11 protein-coding genes and 2 pseudogenes are annotated in these 15,404 nt (G+C 68.6%); 8 read left to right on the plus strand and 5 right to left on the minus strand.

Annotation, left to right across the window (positions count from 1 at the left end; all coding sequences use genetic code 11):
* Positions 1 to 392 precede the first annotated feature (392 nt).
* Positions 393 to 824, plus strand: a complete 432-nt coding sequence (locus tag OG259_RS00075; RefSeq protein ID WP_328940257.1) for a hypothetical protein — start codon at positions 393 to 395, stop codon at positions 822 to 824.
* A gap of 518 nt (positions 825 to 1,342) precedes the next feature.
* Here the strand turns inward: OG259_RS00075 and OG259_RS00080 are convergent.
* Positions 1,343 to 1,873 (minus strand): hypothetical protein, encoded by a 531-nt coding sequence (locus OG259_RS00080; RefSeq protein WP_328940258.1) that lies wholly within the window; start codon positions 1,871 to 1,873, stop codon positions 1,343 to 1,345.
* 1,326 nt (positions 1,874 to 3,199) lie between these two features.
* Between OG259_RS00080 and OG259_RS00085 the strand changes: the two genes are divergently transcribed.
* Positions 3,200 to 3,994, plus strand: coding sequence for a hypothetical protein (locus OG259_RS00085; RefSeq protein ID WP_328940259.1), 795 nt, complete (start codon positions 3,200 to 3,202; stop codon positions 3,992 to 3,994).
* 203 nt (positions 3,995 to 4,197) lie between these two features.
* Positions 4,198 to 4,590, plus strand: a pseudogene (locus OG259_RS00090) (IS701 family transposase); the annotation flags it as partial.
* A 425-nt stretch (positions 4,591 to 5,015) separates the two neighbouring features.
* Here the strand turns inward: OG259_RS00090 and OG259_RS00095 are convergent.
* From OG259_RS00095 to OG259_RS00105, 3 genes are all read right to left on the minus strand, one after another.
* Complete coding sequence (locus tag OG259_RS00095) at positions 5,016 to 7,517, minus strand: ABC transporter permease (protein ID WP_328940260.1); 2,502 nt, start codon at positions 7,515 to 7,517, stop codon at positions 5,016 to 5,018.
* A 193-nt stretch (positions 7,518 to 7,710) separates the two neighbouring features.
* Entirely contained in the window at positions 7,711 to 8,712 is a 1,002-nt protein-coding gene (locus tag OG259_RS00100) for a hypothetical protein (protein ID WP_328940261.1), read from the minus strand.
* 715 nt (positions 8,713 to 9,427) lie between these two features.
* Positions 9,428 to 9,820, minus strand: a complete 393-nt coding sequence (locus OG259_RS00105) for a hypothetical protein (protein ID WP_328940262.1) — start codon at positions 9,818 to 9,820, stop codon at positions 9,428 to 9,430.
* Positions 9,821 to 9,884: 64 nt separating this feature from the next.
* Between OG259_RS00105 and OG259_RS00110 the strand changes: the two genes are divergently transcribed.
* Entirely contained in the window at positions 9,885 to 10,310 is a 426-nt protein-coding gene (locus tag OG259_RS00110) for an IS5 family transposase (RefSeq protein WP_443051892.1), read from the plus strand.
* Between the two features lie 148 nt (positions 10,311 to 10,458).
* The gene (locus OG259_RS00115) at positions 10,459 to 10,932 is read left to right on the plus strand and encodes a GNAT family N-acetyltransferase (protein WP_328940263.1); all 474 of its coding nucleotides are present in this window, start codon (positions 10,459 to 10,461) and stop codon (positions 10,930 to 10,932) included.
* A gap of 25 nt (positions 10,933 to 10,957) precedes the next feature.
* On the opposite strand, the pseudogene OG259_RS00120 reads toward OG259_RS00115, so the two are convergent.
* Positions 10,958 to 11,426 (minus strand): annotated as a pseudogene (locus OG259_RS00120) (integrase core domain-containing protein); the annotation flags it as partial.
* 247 nt (positions 11,427 to 11,673) lie between these two features.
* Between OG259_RS00120 and OG259_RS00125 the strand changes: the two are divergent.
* From OG259_RS00125 to OG259_RS00135, 3 genes are all read left to right on the plus strand, one after another.
* Positions 11,674 to 12,081, plus strand: a complete 408-nt coding sequence (locus OG259_RS00125; protein ID WP_328940264.1) for a hypothetical protein — start codon at positions 11,674 to 11,676, stop codon at positions 12,079 to 12,081.
* Positions 12,082 to 12,270: 189 nt separating this feature from the next.
* Positions 12,271 to 14,835, plus strand: a complete 2,565-nt coding sequence (locus tag OG259_RS00130) for an NACHT domain-containing protein (RefSeq protein WP_328940265.1) — start codon at positions 12,271 to 12,273, stop codon at positions 14,833 to 14,835.
* Positions 14,832 to 15,380, plus strand: coding sequence for a hypothetical protein (locus OG259_RS00135; RefSeq protein WP_328940266.1), 549 nt, complete (start codon positions 14,832 to 14,834; stop codon positions 15,378 to 15,380). Before OG259_RS00130 ends, OG259_RS00135 begins: the two co-directional genes overlap by 4 nt.
* Positions 15,381 to 15,404 lie beyond the last annotated feature (24 nt).

Here is a 15,404-nt window from a genome sequence, read left to right on the forward strand (position 1 = left end):
GGGCGTCACCGGCGGGTTGGTGTCGCCCATCTCCTCGGTCATCCGTACCCGCCACTCCCCGACCAGCACGACAAGCCGCGCCCTGGCCCAGGCCTGGCGGCGCTGGGCAGCTTGCGTGCGCTGTCGACATGCCGACCACGACCGCGTCCAGACGCCGGTAGGTGAACGGGGCCGGGGCGGACGTGCTGCTCGCGGCCCATCTGGCGCGCGACCTCCACCTCCCGGCGCATGCCCACCACCAGGGCTCCGAGAACTCGTCCCGCGCGGACGTAAGCGAATCGACAGCGTGGCGTTAGAGGAGAGGTCGAGGATATTGACATGCCGGGGGCGTCGAGGCGTTGGCTCACCCTCTTCCCCGGCTCGACCACGCCACTATGCAAAGGAACATGGATATGCGCAGATTCAAGAGTGCCCTCGCGGCAGTTGCGGCCCTGGCCGCCTTCGCCGGGGTCGGTGTCGCCGCGGCGCCGGCGCAGGCGGCGACCTACTGCACGAACAAGAGCCAGAAGTTCTTCTGCGAGTACGGCATCTCGACCACGAAATTCCCCGACGGGACGAAGGAAGAGTTCGTCGTCGGCTCCGATCATGCGGTGTGGACGAACTGGACCCACACCGACGGCTCCTGGAACGGCTGGGTATCCATGGGCGGGTGGGTGAAGAGCGGGATCGAAATCGCTCATCTGCAGGACAACCCCTACAACTTCACAATCGCGGCCATCGGCAGCGACGACAACTACTGGTTCCGGGTGCGCTACACCAACGGCTCCTGGAGCAATTGGCAGGTGAGCTGCAACGTCAACCCGAACGGTCCGGGCTGCCCGTGACCGCCGCAGGTGAGTGAGGCGAGCTGGACGCCCTGAAAGCTCGCCCCCGAGGGCACCTCCTGATCCGACAGGATGAGGGATTGAGAGTGCTACCGGCGAGGGCGGTCACGCGGGGAACAAGGCACCCTGGACCGGGACAGGGACAGGGCGGCCGGGGCTGCTGGTGGTCAAGGTCCTGCGCGACCGCCCAGTTCACCCCCCGGGCCAGCGGGCGGGGGCTGAGGACCAGCCGCGCTCGGCTTGCCCCCCGACGACGAGGACCTGCGTGACGTCGTTGAAGCCGACGCCCAGCGTGCCTTCCCGACTGGCGCTTCCGGCGGGTGGCTCGGACATCCTCGAGCGGTATCGGCACCTCGTCCTCCTGGCCGTCCTCGATGTCGGGGAAGGCGATGGCGGCGAGGTTGCGGCGGGCCCCCACCGCGACCCGAACCCCTGCCGTCGCCGATCCCTGGTCCGGACGCGGCCGCGGGCGCGGAGGGGGAACTGGAGAAGGCGCTCGATGCGCTGGTGGGCGCAGGCTATTCGTCCCACTCGACCTCTGGTTCGGATTCCCGTACGAACCAGAGGTCGAGGGTGTACTGCTCAGCCGTGGGGCACTGTCTCCACGCTGCTCCTATCTGTTGATCGTCCCATTGCTCCTCGGCACCGCGCTGGGTACACGTGTTGTAGTAGGCAGCCGTGGCTTCGCGCCCGCTCCATGCCGCGTGCCCGTCGTAGACGCCGGGTCGGGGCAAGTCCATCGTGCCCGCCGGCCCGAAGGAGAGCTGATTGACGACGAGCTGGCCCGTCTCTGATTCCAGAGAGACCGGGACCGTGCCCTCGGCGTCTTCCGGGGGCTTCTGGGGGGTGTCCCACACCCTGATGACGACCTGTACCACGATGCCGGGTTGGAGGCATTGGAGGTAGAGGTGATAGCCGTCTCCGGCGACTACCTGGGTCCTTGACCGGTAGAACGCCGCGTCGCTGCCGAGGTAGGCGTCCGAGTCGTAGACCTCCACGAGCCCACGGTCCGGCCGGGCACTGGTGCTGTACTCGGTGATGAGAGACACGAAGGCTCCGTCACTGATCAGGGAGTAATTTCCACGTAGACGCGTCCCCATCGAGAACGCGGTTCAAGGTGAGCATGCCGTAAACGCGGCGGCCTCCTGCCTCGTTAGGCTAATGGCCGCGCCGAGCCCGAGTGGGTCGCGGCCGTTGCGCCGCACGGTCCGGGCCCGGCGGCGGGGATTCTCACCCGGCCCGGCCCGGCCCGGCACAGAGCGGGAGCGGGAGTTGGCACCGATCGCCCGGCGTGCTCGTCGCGAGCCCGATTGCCAGCGGCGTCCTGGGCGAACTCGTCCGCTTGGCCCAGGAGCTCGAAGGCAAGTGGGGACGTCCACCCGAAGGGTCGAGTCATCTGCTTGTCGGTCGATCGCGCGATCCGACGATCACCCCGCCGAGTCGTACCCTCATCCCTCTTGACTTCGACGACCCCGGGCCCCGCGGCCTTCCTCGACCAGCCGCCCTACTACTGGGGCGAGCACGGCCCGTACTTCCACCGGCCCCCGCAGCGGCGCCTGTGCTGCGCCATCCATCCACGGAGAGGGCCTCGACCTCCGCAACCGCACCGCTGAGGTCGCGATCCACGAGGCCGGGCACGCCGTGGCCGGATTCCTCCTCGGCATCCACGTCGACTCGGGTGGGGCTGGGCCTGGAGGCGTTCGCGGAGCTCGATCTCCTCGGGGGTGAGCGGGTCTTCTGGCCGGCGGATGCGGACGGGCTTGGGCCGCCACAGCGGCAGGTCATCGTCCGCCGCGGCCTCTTCGGCTTCAGCGTGCGCCCGGTAGAGCGAGGCGACCGAGGGCGACTTGCCCGCGTTCTTCCCGACCTTGATGGTGAGCGACACCTCCGCCCTGCACGAGCTGGCGCGAATACGGAAGGAGGCTGGGGACCGAGAGGGCACTGAAGCCCTCAGCCTTGAAGTTGCCACTCAGGGCCACCACTTCCTCTTCAGCTCCCTACTACAGATGTGGGAGAGGGGAGGGGGTCGGGAGTACGCCGAAGCACTCTGCCGGGGAGCCGCTGCCCAGGGCGTCACCTACGATCTATGCGCCTTGGCCCGCCTGCAGGAGGAGGCTGGGGACCGGGAGAGTGCCGATTCCCTCTACCGGGAACGGGCCAACTACGGCAACCCCACGCTAGTACTCCAGCTGTAGATCGTGATCTTGCTGGCTGGGCCGCTGCGGGAACGCGCACGGCCACCGTTGATCATCGTTGCGTGAAGACAGAAGATCAGGTGGTGGCCGCAGGTCACGGCGTGGACCCTGCCCGCTGGCAGGAAACATTCGAAGGCCTGATGGGCCGCATTGTCAGTGCGGTGCGCTTCACTGTCCGCCATGGAGCTCACGCAAGCGGACGTCAACGATCTGCTGGCCCGACTCGGCCCCGGGAACAGCTACATGTACCTGCCCGGCGATCTGGACCTGCAGGACCTGACCGACCTACTCGAAGGCAGGTATGGCGCCCCGCGCACCCTCATCCTCGATGGCTTCACCGATCCGACGGTCGACGATTCCAGGGGGGCGGCTCTCATCATCCCCTTCGAGGACCGAGCCGTGATGCTACGGGCGTGGGCGTACGGGGATCAGTGGGTTGGCACGGGGACGGCGCGGGACGCAGAGGGGACCGAGCGGTCGGTGCTGGTAATCGCTCCCAGAGAGGTGCCCAAACCCTTGGGGGTCGCTCCGGACGAGGACGAGGACATCGACTGGATGGAGCGGCTCAGGCTGATCACCGGCTGGACACAGTCTGACCAGCGGCCGGAGATGGATTGGGTGGAGATGGAGTCCCGCCTGGGCACCGCGCTGCCGAGCGACTACAAGCGCATGGTCCAGACGTTCGGCAAGGGCGCCTTCGACGGATTCCTGGACCTGAACCAGGAGCCGTGGACGAGTCTCAGGGAGGACGGCCTGCTCATCTGGGCAGGCACGGAGCACGAGAACCTGTATTGCTGGAGGGCCGACGGCGGCGACCCCGACCGTTGGCCTGTCGTGGTCCGGTCCTTCGACGGTGAGGATGTCGCCTTCGACTGCCAAGCCGCTGAGTTCGTCTGCCGCATCCTCATCGATCCGCATCACCCGTTCACGATGGCCCGCTTTTTCGATACTCACTGGTTCATGAACTACGGGTAAAGCGACTGGCCGAGCCCTGCTGTCAACGGCATCCACAGCGCGGTTGGCGGTGCCTTCGGGGAACGGGGCGGAAGCACTCACCTGCCACGGCAGACTCGCCAAATCATGATCTTGCTGGCGGGGTCGCTGCGGGAACGGGTACGGCCACCGTTGATCATCGTTGCGTGAAGACAGAAGATCAGGTGGTGGCCGTAAGTCACGGCGTGGACCCTGCCCGCTGGCAGGAAGCATTCGAGGGCCTGATAAGCCGCATCGCGGGCCGGTTCGCTCGTGTTGAGCCCCGGCGCCGGGTCGGGCGGCCGGTGCTCGGACTGCTGTCGGACCTGCCGCGCAAAAACTGCTGGACGATCGCGGAGTGGGCCGGGGAGGCCAGTCCGCACGGCATGCAACATCTGCTGTGCCGGGCCTCCTGGGATGCCGACGCCGTCCGCGACGACGTGCGCGAATACGTCATCGAGCACCTCCACGACGAGGCAGCAGTACTGGTCGTCGACGAGACCGGCGACGTGAAGAAGGGCACCCACACGGTCGGGGTCCAGCGCCAGTACACCGGAACGGCCGGGCGGATCGAGAACTCCCAGGTCGCCGTCTACCTCGTCTCCTGGACCCGCTGGGTCACCCTCGCAATGCTCACTCACGCCTTCCTGGCCGTCGTCCGCGCCGACGAACACGCCCGCAACCCCGCCCCAAACGGGCTGGTCCCGCTGTCCTGTAACGAGATCCAGCGCCTGTTCATCACGCTCGTCTTCCAGCCCCTCCACGATGTCGCCCACCGACTCGGCTGGTCCGACTGGCGACGCCATCATCAGCAGCGATCCCGCACCAGCCATTACCAGCGACAAGCCGCATGCCAGACATGAAGATCACGATCTACAGCTGGAGTACTCGGCGACCCTGACGAAGCTGCCTCGCATGAGTCGATCATCCCTGGCTCGGCTCGCACGACAAGCCCTTCCCGGCTCGCGCGTGGAAAGCCCCACAACCAGAGAGCTGAGCCGAGCGCCTCCCATCAGCTTCCCGGCTACGTCGCCTGGAGCGCGTCCACCACGACCATCCGCCGGACCCGCCGGGCCGGGACGACCGAGGCCGCGATGCCCGTCAGGAGCGTCGTCGCCAGGATGGCGAGGACCGTCAGGGCCGTGCCGCCCGAGGAGGCGAGGGCTTCCAGCGGGGAGACGTGGCCGGCGAGGACCGAGTGGGCCGCGAGCGTGCCGTAGACCAGTCCCAGGAGTGTTCCCGCGAGCGCTCCCGTGAGGGCGAGCAGCACCGACTCCAGGGTCAGCATCCGGCGCAGCTGCCCGCCCGCGAGGCCGATCGCGCGGAGCATCCCGAACTCGCGGGTGCGTTCCTCCACCGTGAGCATCAGGGTGGCGGCCACGCCGATCGCGGCGATCGCGATCGAGAAGCCGAGCAGGACTGTGACCACGAGCATCATCCGGTCGAGCATCCCGCGGATCAGGTCGGCGTCGGATCCGGTGTCCGCGATCCGGATCTCCGGGTGGGCGGCGAGGGCCCGGTCGACCGCCGCGCGGGCCGCGTCGTGGCCGGTGTCCCCCGCAGGGTTGAGGAGCACGGTGGAGACGGTGACTCCGCTCGGCGAAAGCCGGTCGAGGGTGGCCCCGGTGACGTACACCGTCGCCTCCGGGAAGAGGGAGACGGGCAGCGAAGCCGCGCCTGGTACGGCGGTGAGCCGGGTGCCGGCGACGGTCAGCGTGCTTCCCCGGCCCGCGAGGGTGAGCGCCTCGCCGTCCTTCAGGGTGCGGGCCGCTGCCACTCCCTCGGCGTCCGGGTTGAGGCCCGCCGGGTCGGCCGCCGCGACCAGCGTCTTCCGGCCGTCGACGGTGAGGGTCGCGGTACGCACAGGCGTGACCGTCAGTTCGCGAGAGGCGGCGCGCAGGGCGGTGACCGCGTCGATGGGCACCCGGCCTGCGTCCGTGTCCAGGGTGAAGACCGCCGGCATTCGGCTCGCGAGCAGCGTGTCGAGTCCGCCCTTGGCGGCTCCGATCGCGGTCACGGCCGAGACGGCGACGGTCACGCCGACCAGCATCGCCGAGGAGGCGGCGGCGGTGCGGCCGGCGTTCGCCCGCAGTTGCTGTACGGACAGCCGGCCGACCGTGCCGAACGGCCGGCGCAGCGCCAGGCCGAGCAGTCCGACGAGCGGCGGCAGCAGATGGCGCGCGTACCGCAGGACGGCGAAGAAGGTGAGGATCGCGCCCAGCGTCACGACGAGCAGGGAGAGTGCCGAGCCGCCGAACGCGCCCAGCACAAGAAGTCCCGCACCGGCGACCAGCATCAGTACGGAGACCGACTCCCGGACGGCCCGACTGCCCGGCTCCGGCAGCTTCGCCGCCCCGCTCGCCGCGAGCGCGGCCATCGGGGGCACGGTGGCGGCGGCCCGGGCCGGCTTGCGCACCGCCCACAGGGTGAGCAGCACCCCGAAGGCCCCGGCGAGCCCGAACGTCCACCCGCCCGGCATCAGCGACACCTCGATGGGGCCCAGGTCGGCGAGGCCGGCGAGTAGTGCCGTGCCGAGGGCGCAGGCCGCCGCGCCCGCCGCGAGCCCGGTGGCGGAGGCGAGCGCGCCGAGCATGAGGCCCTGGCGGCGGATGATCCGGAGGATCTGCTCGCGGTCGGTGCCGATGCACCGCAACAGGGCGAGATGGCGGGCGCGTTGGGCGAGGACCACGGAGAAGGTGTTGGTGACGACCATGCGCGCCACGGCCATCGCGATGAGGACAAACGACAGCGCAGCCGTCATCACGATTGCGTACATCGTTCCGGCGCTCCGCTTCGCGTCCTCGACGGCCCCGGCGTGTGTGAAAGCGGAGACCTTGCCGTGCAGTTCCTTCTTGACCGCCGTCGCCACCGCGAGGTCGTCCGCGCCCGGGGCGATGCCAAGGTCGAGGCGTTCCGCCCGTACCCCCGTTGCGTACGTCGGCACCTGCGCGTACGGCACCCCGATCGCGGGCTGCCCGCCGAGGGTGTTCGAGGCGGAGGTGTCGAGGAGCCCGGTGAGCCGGACGTCCGCCGTGCCGCCGTCGGCCTTCGTCAGCCGTACGGTGCCACCCGGCCGTACGCCGACGCGCCGCGCGCTCTTCCGGTCCAGGACGACTTCGCCGGGGCCTTCGGGCCACTGGCCTTCGGCGAGGCGCTGCCAGCGCAGGGCCGGATCGGCGGCGATCGAGGTGACCAAGGCACGGTCGTCGAGGGGGCGCCCGGAGGGGGCGATCACGTTCGCGTGGCCGACGAGCCGCTCGGCCACCTCCATCACCTGCGGTACCCGTGCGGCGCGGGTCGCCGCGTCGGCGGAGAGCGGCGAACCGGCCCTGGGGACCACCTGGACGGGCGCGTCGCCGACGTCGGCGGCGGCCGACTGCTCGTAGGACCGGACGAGCGCGCCCGCACCGCCGACGGACAGGACGAGGAAGGCCACGCCGACGGCGACGGCCGCGCCCGTGAGCACCAGCTGGCGCAGCTGGGCCCTGAAGTCCTTGACGGTGAAGGTGAACAGTGACGACGACATGCCCTCCACGCTAGGAGGGAGAGGGGGCCCGCGCGGCCCCACCAGGCACGATTCGAGGTCATACCGCAGGGGGTACGTCCGAGGGCCGTGCGTACCTCTCCGGGATGACGATGCACCTCCAGGACGTCGGCGACCTTCCGCGGCAGTGACGCGACCTGCGGAAGAGCTCTCAGATCAGTGAATGGCTCATGGCTCAGGCGAGTTCGGCCCCCACACGATGCAGATAGCTGAAGTCCTTCCGCTCGCCGAAACGACCTGCGCCGCGGATTTCCCGCGTACCGAGATTGAGGGCCAAGCCGTTCACGGTGCCGAGCACCCAGCCCACCTCCGGGGCGAGGAGCGAGCCTGCGGCGGCCGCAGTCACGGCGACGGTGACCATGATGGATCGTTGGACCCAGGCGAATCGGGTGCTGCGTACGATCCGGTGGTAGTCCTCCGCCGCTTCGGAGATCTCGGCTCGAAGGTGTGCGAGCACGTCGGCCGGGTGCTCGTAGTCGCGACGCAGGTCACCAAGCATGGTGTGGATGCATCGCATGAGCCGTTGACGCTCGTCGTCGTACTTCTCACGGAAGGCGATGACGTCCGCGATCGGGGTCGAGGAAGCGGGCAGCGGTAGCAGCCTGCCGATCTCGACCTCCCAAGCAGGCCGCCACCCGGAGGGCCAGCGTGAAAGTCGGCCGGGGTGCCGCAAGGCCGAGTCCTCCGAGTACGAGTCATCCGTACATGGGATCTGCGACGACCACGAGTCAGCGGCTGCGAGTTCTCGCGCGACAACACCGATCACGACTTGCGAGACAGCACGCGGGACCAGCATGTAATGACTGTTGTCGGGGGCCGTGAGTTGCGGACCAGCCAAGCCGAGTCGCTGCAACTCGCGCCGCAGCCAACCGGCGAGTTTGGTCCCCCAGAGCACGGTGTCACGATGGTTCAGTCCGGGAGTGTCTGCCCTGTGTGTCGCCAGTTCGAACAGATCTGCGCGCAGGGCTTGCGCGGCTGGGGAGTTGGACCACAGCAGATCCACGTCCAAGGATTGAGGCTTGTAGAAGCCGCGAGCCTGAAGGTCGGTCAGCACGGGCGGGATGACCAGTTGCCGAAGGTTGCCGTCGGCCGGCACCACGGTCGAAAGACCGTCCCAGTACAGAAGCGCCTGGTGGATCAGCTCGGTCGGCGGCTCGATCCGCGGGTAGTAGAGCATGACTGGCACTTCGGCCCCCTGGCACGAGGTATCCACTATGGTTCCGGGTCGCTGACGAAACGAAAGCGGCCCGGACGGTATGACCTTCGCCGCCTCTCCATTGAATCCGCTGCGCGCGCTGCATGACACCTGTTCGGCTCCGCCCACCTGAGACGCCGACACCGGATGGAACGACGTCGAGCTCCGGCTCTGCCCGAGCGTCATGTACAGCTCGCGTCCCCGATGGCTAATCGTAGATGTCACGCCTGACTACATCACCGTGAAGGACGCAAGTAACCGAGGCGTCTTTCCCACAGTCCTGGCACGCTTGAACCCCGGCGCGCGACGCGGGGGTCAGCAAGCCCTGGCGGAAGTGGATCAGATGGGGATGCTGCGGGCGGCCCCGGCAGGTGCGCCTACCGGATGGCTCGCGAGGGCTCCACGAGGAGGGGCCGACTGGGCTCGCACGTCTGCCCGGCCTCCTCGAACTCAAAGGCTAAGCCGGGATGCGCCCGGCTTCAGAACAGGACGCGCCGGAGACAGGGCGCAGACCCGGCAGCGCTGACGATCAGTTGCCGCGCGGCCGGGTCGGGCCGCCTCGGGGCCGCGCGAGGAGGCTCAACGACGGCCGCCAACGACCGACGACGACAGACCGATCGGAGGTCAGCGGCACCTCGAAGGCAATGCAATGCAAGCTGTAGGCCGTGTGTCGGAAGTGGGTCCCTTTCCCGTCAGCTCAGCTGAGGTGTCGTCGGACGAAAGGCGCCGTTCCCAAGACAAATGCGCTGAAGGCGACCAGTCGTTGGAGGCCGGGCTGAGCGGCGAGGTTGCTCTGCTGGATGCCACAGGTCGCGTACCAGTTGGCGGCGAGGTCGGTCGTCATGATGGCGCAAGCGAGGTCTATCCCTCGGCGCTTGCCGCTGACCAGAAGCGCCGCTGCAAGCAGGTCGAGGAGCGCCAGCGAGGACCAGTAGAAGTTGAGCCACCTCGGAGCCCATTCGTAAGGCTGAAGGCCGTGGTGAAGAAGGTCGGTGACATGCGCGACGGCGCCAACGAGAAGCAGGCCGGCTGCAATAGCGCACACCACTATCACCACCCGGAGTCGGGTTCGGTGCATCCAAGCGATCACGTCACGGATCGTCCCATCCGCCAGGTGTCCCGTCAGGCAGTCCGCTGAGAGATGATCTCACTTTGTGAAACGTGGCGATCTGACCGATGCTCAGTGGGCCCGGCTGGAGCCGTTGCTGCCAACGGGCAAGAACCCTGGACGGTCGCCGATTTGGACCCGGCGACAGCTGATCAACGGCATACGCTGGCGGACACGCACCGGGGCGCCGTGGAGGGATGTGCCAGAGCGGTACGGTCCCTGGGGCCGCGTGTACGACCTGTTCCGTCGCTGGCAGCGGGACGGCACCTGGAAACGCTTCCTCGCCGAGCTGCAGGCCCAGGCCGACGCAAAGCATCTGATCATGTGGGACATCGACGTCGACTCCACGGTGTGCCGGGCCCACCAGCACGCCGCCGGGCTCGAAAAGAGGGGGAACTGCAGGTCGAGCCGCCAGGTGGTGTCGACATCGAGCCGGCCGGCCGCGGACTCGGACGCTCATGCGGAGGTTTGACCCCAGAGGCACCGGGCGGTGGCCACCCACTACGAGAAACTCGCCGTCCGCCACGAAGACTCCGTCCTCGTCGCGGCCATCAACGAATGGCTGTGGCCGGCACGGAAATCAGATCGCCCCACCGCGGTGTGACCGGGAAAATCGCCCCATGATCACAGACTTCACCGTGCGCTCCGCCCGACCCGCCGATGCGGGCCGCCTGGCCGAACTCCGATGGACGTTCAAGCAAGAGGACCACGAAGGGCGACCACCGACCCCCGCTCGGCCCCTGGAAGAGGCAGAGCAATGGATCCACGACCGGCTCAGGGACGGCCACTGGCTGGCCTGGGTCGCGGAGACCGAAGGTGAAATCTGCGGTCACGTCTTCCTCTGTCTGGTGGAGCGGATGCCGGATCCCTACGAGGACAACAACCCGGTCGGCTATGTCACGAACTACTTCGTCCTGCCGTCACAGCGGAACAAAGGAGCCGGCTCCGCGCTCCTTGAGGGGCTGAAGCAGCATTCCCGCAGTGCAGGCCTTGAGGGCTTGATCGTCTGGCCGTCAGAGCGCAGCACCCCGCTCTATCGGCGCCTCGGTTTCCAGCCCCCAGACGAACTGCTGGAACTTCCACTCGACACCTGACGAGATCCACTTCCGATACAACGGCCTAGCTGTATTGACCCGCAGGGTTGTTGACGCGGCTGATGGGCGGGTGGCCGTCGAGTGCGGTGTGGCAGCGGTGGTGGTTGTAGGTGTGGAGGAAGGCCTGTCAGGGCTTCGGTTCGCTCGGTGTTGCTGGTGTAGGGCCGTAGGTAGGCCCATTCGTCGAGGAGGGTGCGGTTGAAGCGTTCGACCTTGCCGTTGGTCTGCGGCCGGTAGGGGCGGATCTTCTTGTGGGCGATGCCGGCCGTGGTCAGCGTCTGGGTGAACAGCTGGGACTTGTAGCAGGAGCCGTTGTCGGTCAGAACCCGTTCGACGGTGATGCCGTGGGCGGCGAAGAATGCGTTCGCGTGTTGCCAGAAGGCAGTGGCGGTGGGCTGGCGTTCGTCGGGCAGGACTTCGCTGTAGGCCGGGCGGGAGTGATCGTCGACGGCCGAGTGGATGTAGCTGTAGCCGATCACCGGCTTGCAGCTGCGGCGCTGGTCGGTGGTGGCCTTGCCGGTTGTGGTCGCCGGCTGTCCTGCCGACAGAAGGGCACCCTTCATGGTCCTGCGCAGATGCTCGATACTCGGCGAGGGGCTGGGTGTTGCAGCAGTTCCCCGGCACGGAGGTTCGGGCGCAGTGAGATCCGGGCAGGTACCGTTCGTGTAGCGCCCTCTCCGCCGGGTCCAACTCCATTGGAGGCGAGGGCATTTGGGAGGGACCACGGGGGACGGAGGGCCCATGGAAGCGATCACGGCCGAGCTCCTCACGGCGCTGGCCAGTGGCACTGCGGGCGCGGCGGGGCAGCAGGCATGGATGTCGCTGCGCGACCTCGTGCGGCGTCGCACCGAACCGGACAGGGTGCCCGGCGCACCCGAGGAGGTCCCGTCAGGGGAGGAAGAACTCGTGGCCCTGGACGAGCAGGCCGAGAGCATGGAGCGGGCGCGAGCGCTCGCCCGCGTGCTGGCGCTGCGGGCCACGTACGACCACGCGTTTCGCGACGATCTCACGGCCTGGCGGAGCAGTGCGGAAGACGCCGCAGCCCGAACCGGTGCGGGTGATGTCGACAACCGCATCACGGGCGGCAGGCAGGACACCGTCATCATGGGGCGGGATTTCCACAGCCCCATCACATTCAACCAGCCATGACGCGGCGTCGGCCCTGCCGTGCCGTGATGGAGCGTCCAGACGTGGCGTCACGAGTCCGCCTCCACGAGTCTGTACGTCCGGAGGCGCGCCGCCCGATATCGGAGCGGCAGGAACGCGACGTCGGGCGAAACGGGGATGTACAAGATGAAGCTTTCCTGTAGACCGCGGACAGAGACCGGCTGAGCGGCCATGTCGGAGCAGGCACAGGGCGACGTGCACAACGTGTTCTCGGGCAATGCGACGTACGTGATCCAGGGCCGGGACTTCAGTGCCGTTCACCTGCATCTGCCGTTGCCGCAGACGCCGCAGGACCGCGCCGCCGCCGAATTGGCGCGCGTGGTGCTCGCTCAGTGGCGGGACGAGGCGGGGGCTCTCGGCCTGGCCGGAAGCGCCAGGCTCGCGGTGGGCTGGCGGGCCGACTGGACGGTCGCCGATCACCGCGAGCACATCGGGGCGGACGTGGCAGGCAGCACTGCGGGCCTCGCCCAACTCGCCGCTGCCTTCCAGGCTCTGCCCGCCCAGCGTCTGGTGATCATCGGTGGTCCCGGCACGGGCAAGACGTCCCTGGCGATCCTTCTGTCGCTGCAGTTGCTGAGCCTGCACGATGTGACGAGGCCCGTTCCCGTACCGCTACTGGTTTCCACCTGGGACGCGAGCAAGGAACACTTCGACGTCTGGCTCGCGCGCCGCATCCACGAGGAATACATCGGCCTGAGCAGGGATCTCGACCGAGCCCGGATCCGCGACCTGGTGCGCGACCGGCGGGTACTTCCGGTTCTCGACGGCCTGGACGAACTACCGCGTCCGCTTCGGTCAGCGGCGCTGGCCGGACTCAACAAGACAGGCGCCGACAGCGCGCCGCTCATTCTCGCCTCCCGCACGACGGAGTATGCCGAACTCGTCGAAGAAGAGACCGTGCTACAGGCGGCGGCCGTGATCAAGGCACAGCCGGTGGAAGGGGCCGCGGCGGCCGTGTACCTGCGCGGCTCCTCGCATCCCCAGCGCACCCGGCGCTGGCAGGGGCTCCTGGACCACATCACCCACCACCCCGAAGCCGTGTCGGCCAGGGCCCTCTCGTCCCCGCTCATGCTGTGGCTGGCCCGCACGGTGTACGCCCGCGCGGACGCCGATCCCGGCGAGCTCGTCGACGAATCCCGCTTTCCCGATGTCGTGGCCATCGAACGGCACCTGCTCGACTCCATCGTTCCGGCAGCCTTCCCCTCCGGACCGGCCTCGCCCCACCAGCCCCATCCAGTACGCGAGTGGGGGCACGCACAGGCGCAGCGTGCCCTTGGCTTCCTAGCCGCCCATCTCACCGCGGCAAAGACCAAAGAGTTAGCTTGGTGGGAGCTGCACCGAGCGAAGGCGCCGACGTTCCTCAAGGCGCCGGCGCTGCTGATCGGCTATGTCCTGCTGATGACGGGTTCCTCGTGGTTCCAGGACTGGATCACCAGAGGCGATGCGTTTCAAGCCTTCCAGGTAGCCGTGGGAGCCTGGGCCGCCACGATGTTCGGGACGATGGGAGGCTTACTCCTGCTGCTCTCGCACTTGTGGAAGGGGCCTCTGCCCCGTCGGCTCGCCATGTTCGGCAGCCACCGGTCGCGTATCCCAGGCCTGTTCTGGCTTCTTGTGTTTCTGGCACCCATCGTCTTGCTCCTGGCACAGGACAAGCCGTTCATGGCGCTGGGCTTCATCGTTCCGCCGCTGCTCATGATGGTCGTCGGCGCGCCCGCCGACACCGCGCAGGCCGTCGGACCGCGGGCACTGCTGAGCGGAGAGCGGGCCAGCACCGTGCTCATGGTGCTCGGTGTCGCACCGGTGATCGGAGCCATCGGCACCCTCAGCATCGTCCACACCCCCGACCGCAGCGTGCTGTTCGGCAGTTGGATCTCCGGAACCGCCGGGGCGGCCGCGGTGATCGTGGCGCTTAGCCCCTGGACGCAGTGGCTGCTCGCGAAGGTGACTCTCGCGGCTCTGGGAACGTTGCCATGGTCGACCATGGCGTTCCTCGAGGACGCGCGCCGCGTGGGTCTGCTGCGACAGGTCGGCGGCGTCTACCAGTTCCGCCACGCCCAGATCCAGGCAGGCTTCGCGGCCCGTCAGCGCGGCGGCGCCCCGGCGCGTCGGCGGCGCGCCCGCACCCGCGTGCCCTGGCCGGTCCGCCCGCTGCCCGCGGCGAGCACCACCCCACAGTCCGTACGCATCCCCGGTTACGTCGGGCCGCGGATCACCAGAGGGGGGCAGCCGGCCATGTACGTGGGGATGTGGACGATCGCGCTGGTGTGGGTCGGCATCATCACCTTCGAGGACGGCTGGCAGGATCCCGGCGCCTTGCAGACCGTGGGCTTCTTCGTGGCGCTTCCCCCCGCCATCGACCTGCTGATCCCGCCCCTCACCTGGCGGCGCGCCGAGTTATGCCTGGACGAGAACGGGATCGAGTTCGCGTTGGGTAGGCGGACGCTCCGCTTCGAGTGGCGGGAGGTCGCGGACGTCGCACCGCGCCTGTTCGAACCGCCGCTCGGCAAGAATGACGACGGCACCGTCATGCTTCACCTGCGGCTCACTGCCGAGGCAACTCCCGAGCCGCGGATCCGTGTCAACAGCGCGGGCTGGGTGGCCCTGTGGCCGCTCGACTGCCCCACCGGAGACCCGGGCGACGCGACGATCCGACCCGAATTGGATGACGCGCTCGTACGCTTCGCGGGCGCACGATGGCAGCGGCCTCCGGCGGGGAGATTGACGGGCCGGCAGTGAGCGCTTTCAGCGTCTTCACCACCGCCGGCACCGCCTGGTACACCACCCTCGACACCCCCGCCGGGAGCGGACCCCCGACAACCGCGCACGGCGTGTGCCTGCCCGCGACCGACACCGACGAGGACAAGGCCGGCTACGCCCGCACCATCGCCCTGGTCACCGTCGACCACGCGGTCGAGTACCGCGAGGAGGACGAAGCCTCGGGCGGCGCACTGCTGTCGAAGGTCACGGTCGTCCAGCCGCTCAAGGGCGCTCCGGCCGCGAGGCTGACGATCGGGCAGTCCGTCCTGCGGCAGGCCGACGGCACCTACGCGAAGACCAAGCCCGCCTATCTGCCACTCGAGCCGGGCCACCGCTACGTCGTCGGCACCGTCCCCGACGCGGCATACGACGACGGCTGGGTCTGGTTCGCAACTGCCGCCGACAACGACCTCGCCACAGCCACCACTCGTTGGACACGTGCCATCGACCACCAGGTCGCCCCGCACCCCGACCCCGCCTGCAACGACGTACTCAACGACAGGTCCAGCCCCGCCATGCCCTGACAGGAGCCCCCCGGCACTGAAGTC

This window comes from Streptomyces sp. NBC_00250 (assembly GCF_036192275.1).
Lineage (GTDB): Bacteria > Actinomycetota > Actinomycetes > Streptomycetales > Streptomycetaceae > Streptomyces.